This is a genomic window from Dyadobacter beijingensis DSM 21582, from assembly GCF_000382205.1.
Lineage (GTDB): Bacteria > Bacteroidota > Bacteroidia > Cytophagales > Spirosomataceae > Dyadobacter > Dyadobacter beijingensis.
Map to the genome: position 1 here is coordinate 334,315 of NZ_KB907788.1, position 21,546 is coordinate 355,860.

The following is a 21,546-nucleotide window of genomic DNA, read 5'->3' on the forward strand; positions in this document are numbered from 1 at the left end:
CGCAAAAGTGATGATCGGCGAAAGTATCGGCCACTTTTAATGATGTAACGGTAGCTTTCGACTATTTACCGGTTAAAAGAAGTTGTCTGCGCTAGCGGAAAAATGCCCTCAGGGGCGTGTAAAGGCCATTACGGGTTTTTACCGATAAATAAGTGAGGTGGTACAGTTGTGCAGAATTGGCGTATTTGGTGTTCAGATCGCCCATATTAGATGCGAATCATCCAAGAAATCCCGCAACTCGTGATCCTAACTTTCAAAAAGCTGGTCTGGGCTGTTCCCCTGGTTTGCATTTGCCTCACAGGCGGGCAGCTGCGGGCGCAGACGTTGTTTCAGAATATCGGGTGGCGGGACGGACTGAGTGCCAAGCAGATCCGTTGTTTGCACAAAGATTCCTCAGGGTTTTTATGGATAGGGACCGCGGCCGGTCTCGACCGGTACGACGGCGCAGTGGTGAAGCGTTTTCCCGATGTGAGCGGCGGCGCCAAGCATTTCGTGAACGCGATTTCACCATTCAACGGGGAAGACACACTGATAATAGGATTACGGCGCGGGATTTTGCTTTTCGACAAAAGATCGGCCCGCTACATCAACGACCCCCGCTTTGAGCCGATAGCCTACAAAAATATCGTGAGCATTCGTGCCGATCGCTTCAAGCGTACCTGGATCGGTACTTCCGGCGGCTTGTATGTGTATCAAAATGGAAAAGTAACCCATGTCACCCAGGCCTTTCCCGAAGCCCTGAAATTTGATTTTACATTGTTCCAGCTCACCGTCATGGTGTACGACACACTGCGGGATGGGTTGTGGGTGGGAGGCAACCGGCCGTTTTTTGTCGACTGTAAGACAAAACAGGTCTATTTCAAAGGCCACAATCCGTTACGGAGCCCGTTACTGGAATCCCAAAATGTGAATGCGATTGCCACGGACAGGAATGGGAACCTCTGGTATGGCAGCGACACGGAGCCGACGCTCAACTTTTGGGATTTCCGCACCGGGAAGCATGAGATTTACTACGAGCTCGACGGGAAGCAGATCGGCGAGGGGTGTAACTTCATTTTTGTAGACCGGCAGCAGCGCATTTGGGTGTCGACCTGGCTCTTTGCCGCCTTTATGAAAGAGCCCGGCCAGCCGTTCCGGAAGCTGGTCTACAACCAGGACCAGGCGTACACGATCGCCTATGGCAATTTCAGGGATGCCATTTCGGACGCGCAGGGCAATGTGTGGCTCGGCACGATCAACGGCGTGAGCAAAACGCTGCCCCAAAATCCCGTTGAGGCCATTTACAAGCTTCCCAGCTTTCCTTTTTTTCTCGAAACTAATTTTGCCCATGCAAATGCCATCCATGTCCAGGGCAAAATGATCATCGCCTCGAAGGAGGACGGCGTCGTGTTTTATAATACCGAGGACCGCACTTACAAGAAATACCTGACGCCCAGTAAACGCTTGCGCGACAATCGCTTTGTCATGGCCGTGAAGGTCGGCGAAACCTGGTGGTTTGCCGGTTTCGACGGCGTGTATTCCCTCGCGCCGGGAGAAACGGTGCTGCGGCGGTTCGGGCTGATCAAAAAAGGCCTGAGCTCCTACGAAGCGCCGTTCATTTTCCCCGACCTGCAGGGTAACCTGTGGTTTTACATTGAAGGCGATGCCCTCTACCGGTATAATCCGGCGAAAAAGGTGTGTACCCGGTTTGATGGAAAAGACCCCGGATACGGCCTCTTCGACTCGGCGGATATGCAGGCTTTCGTGCGCCTGGCGAATGGCAATCTCCTGTTTGCAGTCCACGGGAAAGGGCTCCTGCGGTTCGAGCCCTCGCGGGAACGTTTTACCATGCTGCCCGCTCCCGACATCGAGGACGAGTTTGTGTATGAAATGCGCGAGAGCAAAGCCGGCGAAATATGGGTGGCCGGCAGCGCCCGCGGCTTGCTGAAAATCGACGCGAACGGAAAGGTACTCCGGAATATCAGTACAAAGGACGGCCTGCCTTACGACCAGGTATCGTCCGTGGATATCGACGACAACGGCCTCGTGTGGGCCGCCACGCGCGAGGGCCTGGCGACGTACGATCCGGTGAGCAACAGTGTGAGCAAGGTCGAAATGGACCTGGGCAAGACACTGCAGGATTACTGGAACTACGTCACCGTGGCCGGCGGTAAAATTTACGCCGTGATGCTCGACCACGTCGTCGTGATCAATCCGCGGCATTTCGCATCCATTCCCGTGCTGAGGCCGCCGGCGATAACTTCCGTGAAGATATTCGGGCAGGAGAAGATCGGTGAGCTCAATGGACATTTGCTGGAACTAAAACCCGACGAATCGTTCGTGGCTTTCCAATATGCGTCGCTCAGCCACCGGGATATCCCTTCGCTCCAATACAGCTACCAGCTCGTCGGCCTCGACAATGACTGGGTACCGGCCGGGCGTAATATCACCGCTTCGTACACCAACCTCCCTCCCGGCGACTATGTTTTTAAAGTAAGAAGTACCGATGAAAACGGCCGCTGGATGAAGGCCGCAGAAACGCTGCGGGTGCGGGTGCTGCCGCATTGGTGGCAAAGCTGGTGGTTTTTCATGGCCTGCGCGCTGGCTTCGCTGGGCGTGTTGTACTGGATTTATAATGTGTATACCAAAAGGCTGCGCAAAAAGGACCTGGACGATACGATCGAGTATTTCGCTAACAGCGTGTACGGCGATAACTCGGTGAATGAAATATGCTGGGACATTGCGCGGAACTGTATTTCCAAACTGCATTTTGAAGATTGCGTCGTATACCTGCTCGACAAGGAGAGCAATATGCTGATCCAGAAAGCGGCCTACGGGCCCAAGAGCCCGAAAGAATACGAGATACTGAATCCGATCGAAATACCGGTGGGAGAGGGGATTGTGGGCACTGCCGCGTCGACGGGCTTGCCGCAGATCATTTCGGATACTTCCAAAGATACCCGCTACATCGTCGACGACCAGGCGCGCCTTTCGGAGCTGGCCGTACCGATCCTGCACGAGGGACAGGTAATCGGCGTAATCGATTCGGAACATCCGCGCCGGAATTTTTACAACACCGACCACGTACGCGCCATTTCTACGATCGCCGCCATCAGCGCCAATAAAATCACCGAAGCAATGGCCCGGGCGCAGGCCGAACGGCAGGAGATCATGTTGCTCAGGATCAATAAAATGCTGGCCGAAAGTCAGCTGATGGCCCTGCGTGCGCAGATGAACCCACATTTTATTTTCAATTGTCTCAACAGCATTCAGGAATGCATTGTCATGCAGCGATATGCGGAGGCAAGCAAATACCTGAATAAGTTCGCCAAGCTGTTCAGACTGGTACTCAATAATTCAGGAAGAAACCTCGTAACCATTGCCGAAGAGCGGGATGTTTTGGAACTTTACCTGGAACTCGAATTGATGCGCTTCGGACAGGGTTTCACGTATTCCATTGATATTGACCCCGAATTGGAGGACGATTACATCAGGCTGCCGTCCATGCTCCTGCAACCGTTCGTGGAGAATGGCCTGTGGCACGGGCTCATGCACAAGGAAGGCGAGCGACATATGCGGATCAGCTTTTTCCTCATCGGCCCTGAGCAGTTCGCGTGTGAGATCGAGGACAATGGGATCGGCCGTGAACGGTCCGCCGAAATGAAACGGAATTCCTCGCGTACACGGGAGCACGAGTCGCGCGGGATACGCATATGCGAAGACCGGATCGACGTGCTGGCCCGACAGGGTAACCACGCGAGCCTCCAGGTGATCGACCGGCACGACGCTGCCGGCAACCCGGCGGGAACGCTGGTCAGAATAGAACTATCCACCTATTTATATCAAACCTAGACGATGATCAAAGCACTTATTGTCGACGACGAGCCCAAATCACGAAATGTGCTGGCGTATTACATTAATGCCCATGTAGAGGAAATCAAGGAAATCAAGCAGGCCGATTCGGTGGACAAAGCCCTCGAAACGCTGAAAACTTTCCAGCCGGACATTGTTTTCCTGGACGTGGAAATGCCGGGCCGGAATGGTTTCGATTTTTTGCGGGCATTGAAGGAGCCCAATTTTGAAGTGATATTTACGACGGCCTATAACCAGTATGCCGTACAGGCGATCCGGTTCAGCGCGCTGGATTATCTGCTCAAACCCGTGGACCCGGACGAGCTGCGCGCGTCGGTCGACCGTTTCATGAAAAAGCAGAACCTGCACCAGAACCCCGTGCTGTTCGACAACCTCGTGCGCAATATCGCGTTCAAGCGTGCGAGCGAGTTCCGGCTGGCGGTGCCTTACCAGGACGGCGTTTCGTTTTTCACCCTCGATCAGATTATACGCCTGCAAGGAGAGGGAAATTATACCAATATCTTTATCAAAAACAGGAAACCTGTCCTGGCAAGCAAAACGCTCAAATACTACGAAGAAATGCTCACCGAGTTCGGCTTCATCCGCACCCACAAATCGCATTTGGTGAACCCGAAATTTATTGCAAAACTCATGGCTGACCACGATCTGGTGGAGTTGCTGGATGGGAGCCGGGTAGAAATTTCTAGAAGGAAAAAGGAAGAAGTCCTCCTGCAACTGCCGCTTGGAAACCCACCACTTGATAAGTAATAGTGCCCGTTAAATCACTATTATGGGCACTTGATACATTGCTGAGTTTCTTTGAAGCTATCGACTTCTGTTAGCTATGGAGATTTTGGCACTGCATTCAAAGCAAATATTGCTCATTTTATCACTGGTACTTCTGATCGCCGGCGGGCTCTGGATCGCATTCCGGATGCGCCGAACATTGCTGCTCCTCGGTGGCGGCAATGTGCCCGACGGGCAGACCGCCGAGGCGGTGGTGCTGCTTTCGGAAGAACACCCCGCATCATATTTGCAGGGCGATGCCTATTACACATTTCAGGTTCACGTGAAGCCGGTCCGGGGGCGCAATTTCGTCACGGAAGTGCACGTGCTGCGCGAACAGCTCAAACGCATTCCCCAGGCCGGCGACCGTGTTTCGGTGAAGTACAATTACTCCGGCCGCCGGCGTAACGTGGTACTGAACCTCGACAGCCTCCCATCCGTCTGACGGATCTCGTCATTGCTATTCGTGTCCCTGTCAGCCACTCAGTTTGTGACCCTGAACCAATCGTAATCCGCGTAACCCGAATCGTTCGTTTGCGTTTCGCGGGTGGCAAACAGCCCCACTTTTGCCCCGATCCATCTTCCTACCTCCGCCCGGAACGTTTCCCCTGTCATTTTAAAGTTAGCGCCATCTTCGCTGAACCCGAATTCGCATTGGCCGCCGTTGCTGACCCGCACGCGGAAATACAGCTCCGTTTCGGGTTTAAATTCCGCTAGCACACGTTCCGTTTCCGGCTTGCCGTCCGAAGCCTTCTGACAAACGGCGTAAACCAGTTCCGTTTTATTCTTGCCGCTTTTCAGGTAAATGGCCGCGTAGCTTTGCCCCATGACCACCAATCCCGTCCGTTCGTTCGTCAGGTTGGTATTCGGGGTAAATTTGAGTTTGGTTGTAACCGTAAATGTCTCCGCCGGGAATTTCTGCAAGAGCAGGTTCGGTACATCCCAGAGGTTTTTCGCTTGGTCGGGCGTTTTGTAAGAATATAACCTCAAAAAGCCGGCTGCCGGCATCGCCCAGGTGCCTTTCGGGTTAGCCTGCCATTGCCATTGCCTGCCTGGCGCAGCGCCATCGAATTCGTCCGATTCGGGCGGCGTGGCGGGAGGATATTTTCGGGCAGTTAGTGGTTTGGTATACGTCAAAACAGGTTCGCCGATGCCGTCGCCATCCGGGTCGGTGCCGATGACCGGCCAGTTGTCGACCCATTTCATCGGCTGCAAATGCACGACTCGGCCATACTCGTTTTTGTCCTGAAAATGCAGGAACCAGTCTTCCGAATGGCCATTCACGGGGCTCGTCGTCACCCAGGCGCCCTGGTGCGGGCCGTTAATGCCGGATTTTCCTTCGGCCATGACCACTTTTCTTTCGTAAGGACCATATACGTTTTTTGATCGCAGCACGATCTGCCAGCCCGTAGCCACGCCGCCCGCCGGGGCGAAAATGTAGTAATAGCCGTTGCGTTTGTAAAACTTCGGCCCTTCCACCGTCGGGTCGATCTTGTGGCCGTCGTACACGAGCGCGCCCGCGTCCGTTACCCGCGTACCTTCCGCGTTCATTTTCTTGACCGTAATCACGCTTTTAATACCCGCACGGCTGCCGGCCCAGCCATGCACGAGGTATACCTGCCCGTCGTCATCCCAAAGCGGGCATGGGTCGATGAGTCCTTTGCCGCCTTCCACGAGCACCGGTTCCGTCCACGGGCCAGCGGCGTTTTTGGCCTTGATCACATAAATACCGAAGTCGGGATCGGGATAATAAATGTAGAATTCTCCCTGGTGAAAGCGGATCGCGGGCGCCCATACGCCATTGCCGTGCTGCGTCTTCTCGAAATGTTCGATGGGCACCTGCCGGGGCAATGCGTGGCCGATGAGCGTCCAGTTCACCAGGTCCTTCGAATGCAGGACCGGCAGGCCGGGAACGGCATCGAAGCTGGACGCCGTCATGTAGTAATCCTCGCCCACGCGGCAGGCGTCCGGGTCGGAGTAGTCGGCGTGGAGGACGGGGTTTTTGTAACGGCCGTCCTGCAAATCGGCCACCCGGGTTTGTGACAGGGGCGTTTTTGGGGTGATTGTCTCCGCCACCGGCGACCTGGAAACGTTTGCCTTCGAAACCGGTGCTTTTGCGTTGGCAGCGGGCTTGTTTTGTGCAAAAGCGGTGGTCGCCAGCAATGCACCGGCGACCCAGAAATAATTATTTACCTTCATGAATGACCAGGCTTTTCTCCTGCGCTCCTTTTGAAAACTCCTTTACTTTTTGCGCTTTCGAAGCGTCGGTATGGGCAAAACTGATGTTTTGGCTCCGCTCGCCCTGCACCGAAATGAGCGTTTCGGTGCGGTCGTTGAATTGTAGTTTGTCAAACGTAATGTTCGTCGCATTGTCGGCGAGGATCACCGGTTTGGAATGCTTTGTGATCAGCTTTACATTCTTGAAGGCGATCTGGTCGGCGTCGGTCAGCTCCACGCCGGTTTCGGCGGAAAGTACCATATTTTCCATCACGATATTCCGCACCGGCATCTCGGGTAACCCGCGCACGAAAACGCCCTTGGTGGCGCCGCTGCACACGATATTTTCAAAATACATGTCTTTAAACACCGGCGTGCCCTCGTTCACGACCGGCCGCATATCGCGCTCGCCGTCCGTCGCGAATTTGACGAAATAATACAGATCGAAGAAAATCGCTTCCTGTTTGATATCCTTCATATTGATATTCCGCGCATAAATCTTCTCCACTACGCCGCCGCGCCCGCGCACCGATTTGAACCGCAGTCCCTTGTCCGTACCCATGAACGTGCATTGCTCCACGAAAATATTCCGTGCGCCGCCGCTCATTTCGCTACCTACTACAAACCCGCCGTGGCCCTGGTACACGATATTGTTGCGGATAATGCCGTTTTCAGTCGGGATGCCGCGTTTGCGGCCTTCTTCGTCCTTGCCCGACTTAATGCAGATCGCGTCGTCTCCTACATCCAGCACGCAGCCTTCGATGAGGAAGTTTTTGCAGGATTCGATGTCCATTCCGTCGCCGTTATGGGCATATTCCGGGTTTTTAACCCGCACATTGCGAATCGTCAGGTCCTGTACCATGAGTGGGTGAAGGCACCACGCTGCCGAGTTCTGGAAGGTGACGCCTTCCAGCAATACTTTTTTGCAATTATTGAAAACCACGAGGTTAGGTCGCAGGAAATCCTTGATATCGGCAAAATCTGCTGGTTTTTTGCCACCCGTCAGCAGCATGCTCTTGTTCTCGACGCTCGCTTTTTTAAACTGCTCGCTCGGGTACCACACTTTACCGTCGTCTTTCAGCACCCCGCCCGACCCGATCTTCTCCTTCCATTGGGGCTCCGTGAGCTGGTTTTTGTTCACGGCCCGCCACACATCGCCATTGCCGTCGACAATACCCTTTCCGGTAATAGCCACATTTTCAAGGTCTTTTCCTGAAATGGGCGATTCGTTGCGCGCGGCGGCTTTCCCTTCGTAAAAACCTTCCGTGATGGCATACTGGCTCTTATCTGTCGTGAAAAGCAGCAGAGCGCCTTCCTGCAAATGCAGGTTTACATGGCTTTTCATCACCACCGGCCCCGTGATCCACAGTCCGGCCGGTACCAGCACCACGCCGCCGCCCTTTTTGCTGCACGCGTCGATAGCCTGGTTGATGGCCTTGGTATTGAGGGCATGGCCGTCCGGCACGGCGCCGAATGCGGTAATGCGCAGCGTGTCCTTTTTAAATACGGGCTGTTGGATTTTCGGGAGGTTGGTCCAGCTGTAAGAAGCCGTGTTTTGCGCGGATGCATTGCACCAGGCCAGTGCGGAGAGGGCCAGTGCGGCCAATCGTGTCTTGTAAGTCATAGGCAAATGTGTCATCCTGCTTTCGGGGCAGGATGACATTTAAAATGGATTATTGATAACCGGCATTCTGTTTGAACTCGCTTTTGTTCACGACCGCGTCGAGCTGCGTTTGCGGGATCGGGCGCACGGTATGGTGCTCCTGGATATTCACCGCATTGTCGGGCGCGTACTTTTTAATGCGCTCGATCAGTTTGCCGGTCCGTTTCAGGTCAAACCAGCGGAGTTGCTCGCCGGCCAGCTCGCGCGCGCGTTCGTCCAGGATGAAATCGAGGGTGATATCGGCTGGTTTCACCTGCATGGCGGCGGCTTTACCGGCTTTGGCGGCGCGGGTGCGTACCACATTCACATATTGCGCGGCAGCGGCGAGGTCACCCGTTTGCATGGCCGCTTCCGCCGCGATCAGGTATACTTCCGCGAGACGTATCACGAACACGTCACGCGCGCTCTGCGCCTCGTTCAGGCTCGCGCGGGTGGCGTCCATGAACTTGGAAAGGGTAGGGTAGCGCAGGTTGTCCTTCACGGTACCGTCGGCGAGGTAAATGTCTGCGCGGTCGTAGGTCTGGTACTTTTTGGCTGCTTCGATGGCGTCGGGGATGTCTTTTTTAGTACAATAAACAGCCGTATCCCCTTTGGCAATGCCCGCCGGAAGCGTAGCCGAATTGGCATACCACGATTCCATGAAACTGCCTTCATACCGCGCGTCATCAGCCGAGTACAGGTCCAGCAGGAAGCGCGTAGGCATGTAGCGGTTGAATGGGCGCCCGTTGGTAATGTCACGGGTCATGCCGGGGCGATCGTCGTATTTCATCAAAAAAAGCAAATGCGCGTTGTTACTGCCGCGTCCGTGGCCGTACGGATTGAAAGTCGAGTTGGCGAGGTCGTTCAATGCGAGGTTGGCCGAGTAATCCACGGCATAGATTACCTCCTTCGATTTGAGATTACTCATTTTCCACAAATCTGCGAAGCTGGCTTCGAGTTTATAACCATAGTTGCCGTCGATCACCGATTTTGCCATGTCCAGTGCCTCCTTGTTCATCCCGCGGGTGAGGTACATCCGCGCCAGAAATGCCTGCGCAGCGCCTTTGGTCACCCGGCCATATTGCGGCTGTGTGGCGGGGAGGTTGTTGACGGCGATTTTCAGGTCTTCAAAAATCTGGTTGTAGAATGTTTCCACCGGCGTTTTGTTGGCCGTCGTCACGATACCGTTCGTTTCGGTGGTCGTGAAATGCACGCCGCCCCACGTTTCGACGATATGCCAGTAGTAGAATGCCCGCAGAAAGCGCAGCTCCCCCTCGCGCACCGGGCGCAAAGTGGCCGACAGCCCCGCCTGCTCGATGCGGTTGATGCCGCCGTTGCAGAGGTTAATGGCCGCGTAAAATTCCCGCCACTCATTGGTAAGGGCCGTATTGCTGCCCTGGAGGTTGAGGTATTGGGTCAGGTCACGGTATACCTCGCCGGCGCCGCTCGTCCAGATGTCCGTGCCCGTCTCGGCGATATTGTAGCCTTCCTCCTTGCCGTACCACCACCGCTGGTAGGAATAGGCGGCATTGACAAGCGTTTCAAAGCCTTCGGGTGTCGTAAAGACCGTTTCGGCCGTGAGTCCCGAGGGGTTATATTCTTCCAAAGTTTTTTCACAGGAAAACAGCCCCAGGAGGGAAACCGCTATCAACCCTGTTTTCAATAGTTGTGATCTCATTGTGCTGACTGGTTAAAAGGGTTACAGGTTCACATTCAGGCCGAATACGTACAGTTTTGTCATCGGGAAATTCTCCGATCCGCCGCGTTCCGGGTCATAATCGAGCTTCGTGAATGTGGCGAGGTTCTTGGCCGTGGCGTAAATGCGCAGGCCGCGGATCACCTTCCAGTTGAACTTGCTCACGGGCAGGTTGTAGGCGAGCGTGATGTTGCGTATGCGTGCGTAGGAAGCATCGCGGTAACCGAGCGTCGAGAGGTATTTGAGGCCCGCATTCTTGTTCGGGCGCGGGTAGTCGTTGGTCGGGTTTTCGGGTGTCCAGTAATCGAGTCCGGCGGTGCTGTTGCCTACGCCTTGCTGGTCGAAACGGGCATAGCGGTCGGAGTTGATCATCGCACCAATGCGGGCGTAAATCATCACATTCAGGTCAAATCCCTTGTATTTGATCGTGTTATCCAGGCCTCCGCTCCATTTCGGGCGTGGTGTGCCGAGGATCACGCGGTCGTTCACAGCGTCGATCTTGCCGTCGCCGTTCTGGTCTTTCACCCTGATTTCGCCCGGCAGCTGCGTGGGCGAAACGGCCTTGGCCTGTTCCGCTTCGGAAGTTTGCCAGATGCCCAGCTTTTCATAGTCGTAGAACACGCTGATCGGGCTGCCGATGAACCAGCCGTTACCGATATCATTGCCCTCCGTCACGAGTTCGGTGATCTCTTCCTTGTTTTTGGTAAATGTGAGGTTGGTATTCCAGGTAAAATCGTTGGTTCGCACGTTGGTGCTTCCCAGTACGACTTCGATACCCCGGTTGCGGGTCTTGCCGATGTTCTGTTTCACGGTCGTTACGCCGGTGGTAGGTGGCAGGCCGCGGTCGAGGAGCAGGTCGGAGGTACGGGTGTCGTAATAATCGATCGAACCGTTAATGCGGCCGTCGAACAGCCCGAAGTCCAGGCCCAGGTTCTGCGTTCCCGACAGTTCCCAGCCTAACGCGGCATTGCCGACGTTGCGGGAGAACGTGTAGGCAGGATAGGCCACCTCGTCAAATCCGAATGCAATGCGGGTCAATGTCGTCTGGGTTGCATAGGGCCCCGAAGGGTCGTTTCCTGCGATACCGTAGCTCACGCGCAGTTTCAGGTCGCTGAGTTTAGGCACATTTTTCATGAAACCCTCGTCGATAATGCGCCAGGCGAATGCAGCCGACGGGAAAAACGTCCATTTGTTGCCGGGTGCGAGTTTGGAAGAACCATCCTTCCGCGCCGTGAGCGTGAGTAAATAGCGCTCTTTGAAACCATAGTTCACCCGCGCCGCAAACGACACGAGGTTGTTTTTGGAATAGGCCGAATTGATCTTGATCTCTTCCGTAGCGCTGCCGAGCGAGTAAAAAAGCTGCGCCGGAATGAGCTGGTTCACGCCCGAGGCCGATGCGTTGTCCGAAACAGTCGCCAGCGAACTGCCGATACCCGTGAACGTAAAGCTATGCTGCGCAAATGCCTTTTGATAGGTCACCACGTTCTCCCAGTTGATCGTGCGGCCATTGGAAACATTATAGGTGGCGAGCGATTTACCGGTCAACGAGCGGTCGATGGATTTCGGCGAAGAATAAGCCCCGTTGCGCGAATTGGAAAGGTTCGCGCCGAGCGTGCTGCGGAAGGTAAGGCCTTTTAGCGGCGTGATTTCGACGTAACCGTTCGTAAGCGTGCGCGTGGTGAGAATATTGTTGTTAAAAACGCCGGGCTGCTCGTCCGAGAGCGGGTTGGCCGTCTGCCCGTCAAGCATAATGAAGTTGAAATTGCCGTTCTCGTCGTACAATGAACCCAGCGGGCTGATTTTGTTAGCCTGGTTGAGCGGGTCGCGGCGGACGCTCTGGTTGTAATAAGTCAGCTGGCTTTGCAGGCCGATCTTCATCCAGTCGGTGAGTGTATAATCCACATTCAGGCGGGCAGTGTAGCGCTTCATTTCGTCCAGTTTCAAAATCCCTTTTTCATTGAAATAATCTACTGAGACGTAGGATTTGAGCTTTTCGGAGCCGCCGCGGAAACCCAGCTGATAGTTTTGCTGAAACCCGGGATGGATCAGTTCCTTCTGGTAATCGGTCCAGATCCCTTTCTGCAATGCATCGTATTCCGCCACATTGGTAAAAATGGCCGGGTCGTCGGCCGGACTGTTCCAAACGCCGGCGGCGCGCCATGCTTCCCGCTTGAAGTCGCGGAACTCGTTGATATCCATCGCACGCGGGTACATCGTCACCTGCGAAACGCCCGCGTAGGAGTTGAATGAAATGTCCGGGCGGCCCGTTTTTCCTTTTTTGGTGGTAATCAAAATTACCCCGTTGGCACCGCGCGAGCCGTAAATGGCAATGGAAGACGCATCTTTCAATACTTCCATCGACTCGATGTCGTTCGAATTGATATCCGCCAGGTCGCCATACTGCACGCCGTCTACAATAATGAGCGGGGAGTTGTTTCCGCCTATCGAACGGTTGCCCCGGATGGTAATGTTCACGCCCGCGCCAGCCTGTCCGCTGCTGCGCGTTATGTCCGCACCGGCGATCTTGCCCTGCACGGCATCGAGGACGTTGTTGGACGGCACTTCTTTCAGCTGCTCGCTTTTGAGCTGCACCACAGAGCCCGTCAGGTCGCGCTTGCGCACGGCGCCGTAACCGATCACGACCACTTCATCCAACGCACCCACGTCGGGTTTAAGGGAAATGGTAAATGCGGTTTGTGCTCCTAAAACAACGTCCTGGCTTTGGTAGCCCACAAATGAGAAGGTCAGGATGGCCGTGGGGTCCTCGGGCACGAGCAGGCTGAACTTACCCTGACCGTCGGTGCTCGTGCCGCGGTTGGTGCCTTTCAGGATCACGCTTACGCCGGGTAACACGGCATTCTTTTCATCGGTGAGCACGCCGGTAACCGTGCGGTCGGCGGTGGTCTGCGGCTTCACGGGTGCCGCGGATTCCTCGCGGACGGCATTTTCAAGGACGATTTGACCGCCTACCATACGGTAAGTCAGGTTCAAGGGCGCCAGTATTTCGTCCAGCACGGCGTCCAGCCGCTTTTTATTGACTTCCACACTCACATTCCGGGCCACATTCACGCGCTCGGAGCTGTACACAATGCGGGCTTTCGTTTGTTTTTCGATGCTGCTGATCACCTTCTCGAAGCGCTGGTTCTGGAATTTCAGCGTGACGAGCCTGGACATGACTTCCTGCATATCGGCAGCGAGCGCCGCCTGGCAAACGAGCAGGGCTGCCAGGCATATGAGCAGCAATCGTTTACCCGTTGAATGTGCGGCGAGGAGCCTGAAAAGTAAAGGTTCTGTTTTTTTCATACCTTTAAATGTTTTATTGAATGGACATTTGATAAAATGAAGCGTCCCGAGACGGCCCGATTCGCTGTCGGTCCGGGGATGTTTGCTGACGCTGGCCCATGTTCGCTGCATGGCCAGCGTTTTGGTTTGCGGCTATGTCTGCATGGCGGAATGGATGGGTTTACGGGTTTTGAAAGCTTGTGGCGTGCGGACCGTGCAACCCGGCCCGGAAATGCGGATGGCTGGGCCGAGGACCTTGTACCTGGCGCCCAATGCGGCGCAGATAATGTCGAGCTGCACGAAAAGCGGTTGCCCGCTGAGGTCGGCCGTGAGGGGGCAGTTCAGGATCTGGCTGTTTTCGGCACCCAGCTCCACACCCCAGGCTTCCCGCATGCGCTCGGCCACTTCGGAAAGCGGGGTATTTTGGAAGCGGAACGAGACATCGGCGTTCAGCAATCTCGGTTTGCCGGCCAGTCCGGGCGACAGTTTGCCCGAAGCCCGGTCGAAAGTAGCGGTATGGTTGGGGCTAACGAGCATGTCGGGCCCGCTATCACCTTTGCGTTCGGCATATACGGATACGAGGCCGGTGACTACTTCTACCTTGGTTTGCTTACCGTCCGGGGCCGTGCCTACATGGAAAGAGGTACCGAGTACTTTGGTCGTAACCTCGCCGGAATGCACATAGAATGGCTTTTCCGGATTTTTGCGAATGCTGAAAAACGCATTGCCTTTCAGTATGACGGTCCTTTTTTTATGTTCAAAATGAGTGGGATAGCGCAATGAGCTGCCGGGAGCCAGTTCTACGGTGCTACTGTCTTCGAGAAGCACCGGCAAGACGGTAGTACCATCATTCCGCTGCTCTTCCCAGGCGTAGGCGGCCAACGGAATGCTCCGATCCGGCATTTTTTCCATGAAAAACCACCCGGCAAGCAGCAGCGACGCCGCTATGGCGGTCCACCGAACGTAAATGGACCGAAAAGGATTGTTATTTCGCGCCTCGCTGAGATCGGGCAGATACGATTTTTCTTGCATCCCCGACCAGATACGGGCTCCGGCATCCTGCAAGTCACGATCCGAAACTTCCGCGGTATGGTCGTTTTCGAGAAGCGCAAACCAGTGTTCCACCAGCCGTTTTTCCTCATCGGTACACCGGCCTTCCTGATATTTCTCCAATAATGCTGCGAATTGTTCCCGGTTCATGGGCTGCGACGGCTGTTCTGCTTTTTAAAGTGAGTCAACGAGCGACGCCGAGATCCGCAAAAGATTTTAAATCATGTGGGAATTGTTATAAGAAGAGTGGCTTTTATTTAAAATAATCTTTCTTTTGTGCAACAGCCTAATAGCGCGAAGGCAACCCTCGCGCCAGCCTCTCCGGCGGCATTATAGATAGTCTTTTAAATACGAGCGGAGGGCCTTCACGACGAGGCTCAAATGATGTTCTACCGTCCTTTGCGGCATTTGGATTTCGGTGGCGATTTCTTTGGTGGAACGGTTTTCTAGGCGGTGGAGGCGGAAAATGGTCTGCGATTTTTCGGGGAAATGGCTGAGCCGGGCCTCGATGTTGCTCATCAGTTCGCTGGCATTGAGCTGCTCTTCGGTGTTGTAAATGGCGTCGGAGTAGCCGGTGAAGGCGTGTGCCAGGTATTTTTCATGCACCATCGCCGATTTGAAATGGTTAATGCAGCTGTACTTGACGGAAGTGACCAGGTAAGCTTCCAGGTTTTCGATCTGCAACAGGCTCCGGCGTTCCCACAGGCGCAGGAATACGTCCTGCACAATGCCCTCCACGGCCTCGCGGTCGTCGATCCTGCGGAGCGCGAGCAGGTACATTTTTTTCCAGTAACGCTGGTAAATCTCCCGGAATACCATTCCATCGTCGTCGTGCAGGGCGTCGACGAGCTGTGGGTCCGATAGAGATCTGAGATTCATGAATGCCTGGTTAATGCGGTTGCGGGACTGCCGTTTCAAGGGATACTGCGAATTGTATTTTTCCGCGATCCGGCAAATGGCCTGATAACTGCCCGGACTTAATTTGAATCCATTTTTGGTCGTGACCAATGTAAATGCCCGATTTTTTTACGCAGACGTTGCCGGGAACGTTGTCATCGGGAAATTTTAACGGGAAAAGCATACTTTTTCCCGACATTATAAAATTATAGGACTAGATTTGTCAAACTGACATTTGAAATATTGCAAGAATACTTTGTGTAAAATCTGCGGTAAAAACGCAGGTGCCGAGGCTTTTATCTCACCTGTTCCATACCTTGAATTGTCATGACTATTTCGAGAAGAAAATTCATCCGGAATGCCGCAGCGACGGGAGTCGGCGCTGCTTTTTCCCCGGTAATGGTGCCGTTCGCGCACGCTCGCCCGATCCATTCTGCGGCCGATAAAATCCGTGTCGCGGCCATCGGGATCAACAGCATGGGCTGGGCGGATGTCAACGCGGTGATGAAAAATCCCGGCGTGGAATGCGTGGCATTATGCGACGTGGACCGCAACGTGCTCGACAAGCGGGCCGCCGAGCTGGCCGGGAAAGGCGTTCAGGTGAAAACCTATGGCGATTACCGCCGCGTGCTGGATAATAAGGACATCGATGCCGTGGTAATCGGTACGCCCGACCATTGGCATTGCCTGATGATGGCCGAGGCATGCGCGGCGGGTAAGGATGTTTACGTGGAAAAGCCGATCGGGAATTCCATCGCCGAATGCCGCGCGATGGTGGCCGCGCAGGAGCGGTACAAGCGCGTGGTGCAGGTAGGGCAGTGGCAGCGGAGCCAGAAACATTTCCGCGATGCCGTCGATTTCGTGCATGCCGGCAAGCTCGGTAAGGTCGGACTGGTAAAAGTTTGGGGCTATTTCAATTATGGAAGCCCCGTCGCGCAGCAGCCCGACGGCATACCGCCCGCCGGGGTCGACTACGGCATGTGGCTAGGCCCGGCTACGAAAAGGCCATTCAACAGCAACCGGTTTCATGGCAGTTTCCGGTGGTTTTGGGATTACGCCGGCGGCATTCTGACAGACTGGGGCGTGCATTTGCTCGATTATGCAATGCTCGGCATGAAAGCGGCAAATACCCCGAAAAGGATCAGCTCCAGCGGCTCGATGCTGCGTAACCCCGGCGCCGAAACACCCGATACGATGACCGCCCTGTTCGAATACGAGGGTTTTAATATCCAATGGGAGCATGTAATCGGCTATGGAGCAGGTATTTATAACCGCCAGCACGGCATCGCTTTTCTCGGAGAAAACGGTACGCTCATTCTCGACCGGCGAGGCTGGGAAGTGGTTCCCTATGAGAACAGAATGGAAGCCGTACCGTTTCAGAATTCTTCGGATAATGGCCTCGATGAGCATGCCCGCAATTTCGTGGAGGTGATCCGCTCGCGCAGCATGGGCGACCTGCATGCGCCCATACGTGCGGGCGCAGACGTGGCTATCCTTGCGCAAATGGGCAATATCGCTTACCGAACGGGCAGTACTTTGCATTGGAATGCGCCAAAAGGGGAGTTCGATGTGGCAGCCGCCAACAAATTCATTACCCACGAATACCACAATGGCTACAAAATGCCCCGCGTGTAGTTTCGCGGGAGCTACCCAGGTCCGCATAAATGCTTGCGGAACATGATAGATTACCAATACATATTTGAATGGTTATAGAGATCGGTACGATTGTAACCGATCTCGCTTTTTTTTGACCGTTAAATAAGATTAACGGAGAGGATAGCCTGAATCGATTTTAAGTAACCTAAGTTTGAGTAAATTGTAAAACTAGTTCTATAAACACGTGGAATGGTGCAATCCGGTGAAGGAGGATTGAGATAGTGGCGAAGCGGGCACAGCCATGATTCTAGTCCGAATTCATTTTCAATTTAACCATTCATACACCATGTTAAAAGTTGCTAGTAATGTCCCCCAAACGACCCGTTTGGGCGGCGCTCCACAAGAAACCACCTCGATGTTCGGTCCGCTTACCGACCTGATCGGCACCTGGGTGGGGAACAAGGGATGGAACCTCGTAGCGGTGCCCAACCAGAAAGGCGGCTTCCTGCTGCTCGTTCAGCCTTACACGGAAACATTGACCATTACGCCCCTGAGCACGCCGACGCCCAACCGCGGCACACACATCGTGCAGCAGGTACCGACGTTGTTGTACCATCTCAGCATTCACAGCAACGTGGACGGCAGCTTGCTCCACGCCGAAAACGGCACCTGGCTGCTGCTGAACGACTGCCCCGACGAATTCAGCATTGCCCGGCAAGCCTCGGTACCGCACGGCGATTCGCTGCTTGCATTGGGCGGCTCGTCGGTCACCGGCGGTGCGCCAACGATCCCGGCGATCAGCACATTACCCATTACCGGCCCCGGCTCGAAGCCACTGGGTTACACCGATCCTTACCTCACGCCGCAGCCCGGTTTCAACAAGGTAAATCCGAATGCCACCTTGCAGGACGCCATTGCCGGCCAGACGATCACTTCCACGACGACGATTTCGGTCAATACCGCCAACAAGGGAGGTATTACGAACATCCCGTTCATCGTGCAGAATGCGAACACCACCAGTTTCGAAGCCACTTACTGGATTGAAACGGTGCAGAACCAGACGACGGGTGGTTCATTCCTGCAATTGCAATACTCCCAGAATTCGATCATCGAGTTTATCCCGCAGTTCCACGATCCATCCAAGCTGATCCAATGGCCGCATGTGAACATCAATACTTTGGTAAAACAATAAGCTGAACATTCTATCCTTCACAAAAAACATCCATTACTATGGCAATACCGGCAGAAAATCACTTTGATGTGATCGTGATCGGGGGCGGGGCCATGGGGCTTTCCACGGGTTACCATCTCGGAAAAAGGAACGCCAGAACGCTGGTCCTGGAACAATTCAGTTTCAAAAACCAGCTGGGCAGTTCCGCAGGCGTTTCGAGGCAGTACCGCATTCCTTATCCGGAGGAATATATGGTGCAAATGGCGCTCGACGCGCAACCTTACTGGGATGAGCTCCAAAGCCTTACCCCGAAAACGCTGCTCGATAAGGTTGGTACGCTATGGTTCGGTGATCCTTCGGTGCATTCCACCGAAGGAAACATTGCCGAGGCCGAGCAGGCGCTCAAAGCGCTGAATGTGCCCTACACCAGCCTCACCGCTAAGGAAATCGAAACGCAGTACCATTTCAGGAATTTGCCCGAAACCTACACCGGCCTCTTCCAGGCCGACGGCGCGAGCATCGATTTCCGGGCGACGATCGAAACGCTGTATCAGGCCTGCGAACGAAGCCCTTACACGACCCTGCGCGACGAATCGCCCGTGACGGGCATTGAGCAGAACGGCGGAATCTTTACCGTGATTACGCCGAAGGGGACATTTACAAGTGAAAAGCTGGTGCTGGTGCCCGGCCCGTATGTCGATAGCGTCATTAACCTGCTCGGGTTCACGATCGAGGCTACCTATTGGAATATGTCTTCCTGCTATTTCAAAAAGACCGATCCGGCGATCCGGTATCCGACCTGGTTTGTGTTCCAGAATGCGATCGGGTCCAACGGGAACCAGTTTTACGGCTTTCCGGGTGCGGTGTGGGACCATCCCGAATACATCCGCGTCGCGCCCGACTTTGTGATCGACCCGCTCACGAGCCCCGAGCAGCGTACGCTCGTGCCTAACCCGAAGGAGCTCGCGTACACGGCGCAATGGGTGCGCGACCACATGACCGGCCTCGACCCCACACCGCATTACACCTCCACGTGCCTGATCGCCCTCAGCAAGATCGAGAACAAAGAGCTGCTAATCGATTTCGCGCCGCCTTATGTGCCCAATCACGAGAATATCGTCGTGTATGCCACCGGCTGGGCGGCCAAATTCACGCCGTTTCTAGGCAAAATACTTACGGAAATGGCACTCGATGGCCACTCGACCTTCGATATCACGCCGTTTAAACTAGGTTACAATTATTTCAAAGCGCTTTAAACCTGAACCATCAACATGAACAAAAACACGCCACTCAATAATGGCATGCAGCCCGGCCTGAAAACGGAGGTCGCAATCATCGGCGCGGGCACGTCGGGTCTGTACAGCGCCTTTCGCCTGACCAGCACGGGTAAATACACGCCGGAACAGGTGCAGATCTTTGATTTGAGCGATCGCCTCGGCGGCCGGCTCGAATCCGTGATTTTGCCCGGCATGAACTTCTGGGGCGAACTCGGCGGTATGCGTTACCTTACCTCGCAGGAAATCGTGACGACGCTCATCGAGGGCTATCCGCTCACGGAAAAGGACCCGGCCAAGCGCCAGTTTGTCCTCACCGACCGGATGACGCCCGTGCCGTTCCCGATGGGTAACCCGGCCGATCTGCTGTTTTATTTGCGCAAAGAGCATTTCAAACAGGACGCCTGGAATGTGGCGCAGCAGCAGGGCCAAAAGCTGGTGACCCGCTATTACCTCAACGACGACGACATTGGTTTCAGCTCCGACCAGCTGTTCAACAAGATTATTTACGACGTACTCATGGCCGACCCGTGGTTTGTGGCCAACTATTCCGATAAAGTATCGAAAGGCCCGAGCCAGTACGACTATGCCTTCATGCTCACGAGCGTGGACTGGGACCAGGTGAAGCCGGTACTTACGTATAATTTTCCCGGCTCACCCTATCATGGCCGCAAAGTCAATGATTTGGGTTTCTGGAACCTCATCAAAGACCAGGTTTCGGAGGAAGGTTACCAGTTTGTAGCGAATGCGGGCGGCTATTATTCCAACACGATCAACTGGAATGCGGCCGAAGCATTTCCCTACATGGTGGGCGATTTCTCGGCCGATGTTACGTACAAGACGATCGAGGAAGGTTACGACAGCATCGCCTATGCGCTCGCGAACCAGTATACCAGTCAGCCCGGCGCCACGATCTGGTCGGAAAACAAGCTGCTGACCTTCTCCAAAGGCCACGAGCTCCGCGACGAATACCGTTACGAACTCACCTTCCTGAACATTCCCGGCAACATCATCTGGCACGCCTACGCGAATGCGATCATCCTCGGAATGCCGCGCAAATCGCTCGAACTGCTCGATCAGCAGAATTTCTTTTTCAACGCGAACGAGAATACCGTGCTCGACCGCAACATCCGTTCGGTCATCATGGAACCCGCATTCAAAATTCTGATGGGCTTCCCCGAACCGTGGTGGAAACAGCTTGGCATCGACTCGGGGCATTCGATCACCGACCTGCCGATGCGCCAATGCTATTATTTCGGTACCGATCCGCAAAACAATAACTCGATGCTGCTCGGCAGCTACGGCGATATGGAAACCGAAACATTCTGGAAAGCGCTTTCGGACGATACGGTGCTATTCAAAGTCCGCGCGACGCAATCCGCTTCGCTCAACGAACTGAAAGCACTTGAACATGAGCAAGCTACGGAGCTGATGGTGAACGAGGTGATGTCGCAGCTCCGGGAAGTCCACGGCGCGCAGGTAACCATTCCCGAACCGTACGTCACGTATTTCCGCGACTGGTCCGACGACCCGTTCGGAGCAGGCTACCACGCATGGAAAGCCGGCGTATCCGTCAAGGACGTGATGCCCTACATGCGCAAACCCGACGCGGACGAGGACATCCACATTGTAGGAGAAGCCTATTCGGACCAGCAGGGCTGGGTAGAAGGCGCATTCTGCGAAGCGGAAAAAATGCTGGAAGAGCATTTCGGCCTGACGCGGCCGGTTTGGATTAGCGATGACTACTATATGGGCTGGTAAAAACGAAGGACCGCCATTAACAAAACAGGCAGCTCTAGGGCTGCCTGTTTTGTTGGGATTATATGACGATAATATCCAGTTTTATAGCCCATAATGCATAATCAGATTTCTCGCTAAATCTGTTGGATGATCTCCACCCACAGGTCAATTGCCCTGAATAGCAATTTGTTGATGATTTTGAAGCAATACCACCTGTTCGCGCAGCCGCCGTATGATTTCAGGTGCGTCGCGATCTGGCCGCTCAGCTGGATAAAAGATTTTTACTGATTGATTTTTACGTACAAGAGCACTAAGTCTATAAGCAGTACAGCGGAATGTTTTATCCAGACGATTATCAAATGGC

13 protein-coding genes are annotated in these 21,546 nt (G+C 54.4%); 7 read left to right on the top strand and 6 right to left on the bottom strand.

Annotated elements, in window-relative coordinates:
• Positions 1-210 precede the first annotated feature (210 nt).
• From H144_RS0115065 to H144_RS0115075, 3 genes are all read left to right on the top strand, one after another.
• Positions 211-3,831 carry a histidine kinase gene (locus tag H144_RS0115065; RefSeq protein ID WP_019942912.1) on the top strand — a complete coding sequence of 1,207 codons (3,621 nt, stop codon included), beginning with the start codon at positions 211-213 and terminating at the stop codon, positions 3,829-3,831.
• 3 nt (positions 3,832-3,834) lie between these two features.
• Complete coding sequence (locus tag H144_RS0115070; RefSeq protein ID WP_019942913.1) at positions 3,835-4,599, top strand: LytR/AlgR family response regulator transcription factor; 765 nt, start codon at positions 3,835-3,837, stop codon at positions 4,597-4,599.
• A 76-nt stretch (positions 4,600-4,675) separates the two neighbouring features.
• The gene (locus H144_RS0115075; protein WP_019942914.1) at positions 4,676-5,062 is read left to right on the top strand and encodes a hypothetical protein; all 387 of its coding nucleotides are present in this window, start codon (positions 4,676-4,678) and stop codon (positions 5,060-5,062) included.
• Positions 5,063-5,100: 38 nt separating this feature from the next.
• Here the strand turns inward: H144_RS0115075 and H144_RS0115080 are convergent, their stop codons facing one another.
• From H144_RS0115080 to H144_RS0115105, 6 genes are all read right to left on the bottom strand, one after another.
• A complete protein-coding gene (locus tag H144_RS0115080; RefSeq protein WP_019942915.1) occupies positions 5,101-6,816 on the bottom strand; it encodes a glycoside hydrolase family 43 protein in 1,716 nt (571 codons plus the stop codon).
• Positions 6,803-8,458 carry a glycoside hydrolase family 28 protein gene (locus H144_RS0115085; RefSeq protein ID WP_019942916.1) on the bottom strand — a complete coding sequence of 552 codons (1,656 nt, stop codon included), beginning with the start codon at positions 8,456-8,458 and terminating at the stop codon, positions 6,803-6,805. The genes H144_RS0115080 and H144_RS0115085 overlap by 14 nt, the downstream gene beginning before the upstream one ends.
• Positions 8,459-8,507: 49 nt before the next feature.
• Positions 8,508-10,154, bottom strand: a complete 1,647-nt coding sequence (locus tag H144_RS0115090; RefSeq protein ID WP_026350713.1) for a RagB/SusD family nutrient uptake outer membrane protein — start codon at positions 10,152-10,154, stop codon at positions 8,508-8,510.
• A gap of 21 nt (positions 10,155-10,175) precedes the next feature.
• Complete coding sequence (locus tag H144_RS0115095) at positions 10,176-13,475, bottom strand: TonB-dependent receptor (RefSeq protein WP_019942918.1); 3,300 nt, start codon at positions 13,473-13,475, stop codon at positions 10,176-10,178.
• A 132-nt stretch (positions 13,476-13,607) separates the two neighbouring features.
• Complete coding sequence (locus tag H144_RS0115100; protein ID WP_019942919.1) at positions 13,608-14,654, bottom strand: FecR family protein; 1,047 nt, start codon at positions 14,652-14,654, stop codon at positions 13,608-13,610.
• A 180-nt stretch (positions 14,655-14,834) separates the two neighbouring features.
• Positions 14,835-15,383 (bottom strand): RNA polymerase sigma-70 factor, encoded by a 549-nt coding sequence (locus tag H144_RS0115105; RefSeq protein WP_026350714.1) that lies wholly within the window; start codon positions 15,381-15,383, stop codon positions 14,835-14,837.
• A gap of 345 nt (positions 15,384-15,728) precedes the next feature.
• Between H144_RS0115105 and H144_RS0115115 the strand changes: the two genes are divergently transcribed.
• The 4 genes from H144_RS0115115 (at position 15,729) to H144_RS0115130 (ending at position 21,203) form a co-directional block, all read left to right on the top strand.
• On the top strand, positions 15,729-17,036 hold the full coding sequence (locus H144_RS0115115; RefSeq protein ID WP_019942922.1) for a Gfo/Idh/MocA family oxidoreductase: 1,308 nt from the start codon (positions 15,729-15,731) through the stop codon (positions 17,034-17,036).
• Between the two features lie 307 nt (positions 17,037-17,343).
• On the top strand, positions 17,344-18,189 hold the full coding sequence (locus H144_RS34870; RefSeq protein ID WP_033402718.1) for a heme-binding protein: 846 nt from the start codon (positions 17,344-17,346) through the stop codon (positions 18,187-18,189).
• Between the two features lie 38 nt (positions 18,190-18,227).
• A complete protein-coding gene (locus H144_RS0115125) occupies positions 18,228-19,424 on the top strand; it encodes an FAD-dependent oxidoreductase (protein WP_019942924.1) in 1,197 nt (398 codons plus the stop codon).
• Positions 19,425-19,439: 15 nt separating this feature from the next.
• Positions 19,440-21,203: a flavin monoamine oxidase family protein gene (locus H144_RS0115130; protein ID WP_019942925.1), complete on the top strand. Its 1,764-nt coding sequence runs from the start codon at positions 19,440-19,442 to the stop codon at positions 21,201-21,203.
• The last annotated feature ends 343 nt before the right edge of the window (positions 21,204-21,546 follow it).

Bases quoted from the DNA above. Each gene is read 5' to 3' on its own strand.
- H144_RS0115065 (WP_019942912.1), top strand. From the start codon at position 211: ATGCGAATCATCCAAGAAATCCCGCAACTCGTGATCCTAACTTTCAAA.
- H144_RS0115070 (WP_019942913.1), top strand. From the start codon at position 3,835: ATGATCAAAGCACTTATTGTCGACGACGAGCCCAAATCACGAAATGTG.
- H144_RS0115075 (WP_019942914.1), top strand. From the start codon at position 4,676: ATGGAGATTTTGGCACTGCATTCAAAGCAAATATTGCTCATTTTATCA.
- H144_RS0115080 (WP_019942915.1), bottom strand. From the start codon at position 6,816: ATGAAGGTAAATAATTATTTCTGGGTCGCCGGTGCATTGCTGGCGACC.
- H144_RS0115085 (WP_019942916.1), bottom strand. From the start codon at position 8,458: ATGACTTACAAGACACGATTGGCCGCACTGGCCCTCTCCGCACTGGCC.
- H144_RS0115090 (WP_026350713.1), bottom strand. From the start codon at position 10,154: ATGAGATCACAACTATTGAAAACAGGGTTGATAGCGGTTTCCCTCCTG.
- H144_RS0115095 (WP_019942918.1), bottom strand. From the start codon at position 13,475: ATGAAAAAAACAGAACCTTTACTTTTCAGGCTCCTCGCCGCACATTCA.
- H144_RS0115100 (WP_019942919.1), bottom strand. From the start codon at position 14,654: ATGAACCGGGAACAATTCGCAGCATTATTGGAGAAATATCAGGAAGGC.
- H144_RS0115105 (WP_026350714.1), bottom strand. From the start codon at position 15,383: ATGAATCTCAGATCTCTATCGGACCCACAGCTCGTCGACGCCCTGCAC.
- H144_RS0115115 (WP_019942922.1), top strand. From the start codon at position 15,729: ATGACTATTTCGAGAAGAAAATTCATCCGGAATGCCGCAGCGACGGGA.
- H144_RS34870 (WP_033402718.1), top strand. From the start codon at position 17,344: ATGTTAAAAGTTGCTAGTAATGTCCCCCAAACGACCCGTTTGGGCGGC.
- H144_RS0115125 (WP_019942924.1), top strand. From the start codon at position 18,228: ATGGCAATACCGGCAGAAAATCACTTTGATGTGATCGTGATCGGGGGC.
- H144_RS0115130 (WP_019942925.1), top strand. From the start codon at position 19,440: ATGAACAAAAACACGCCACTCAATAATGGCATGCAGCCCGGCCTGAAA.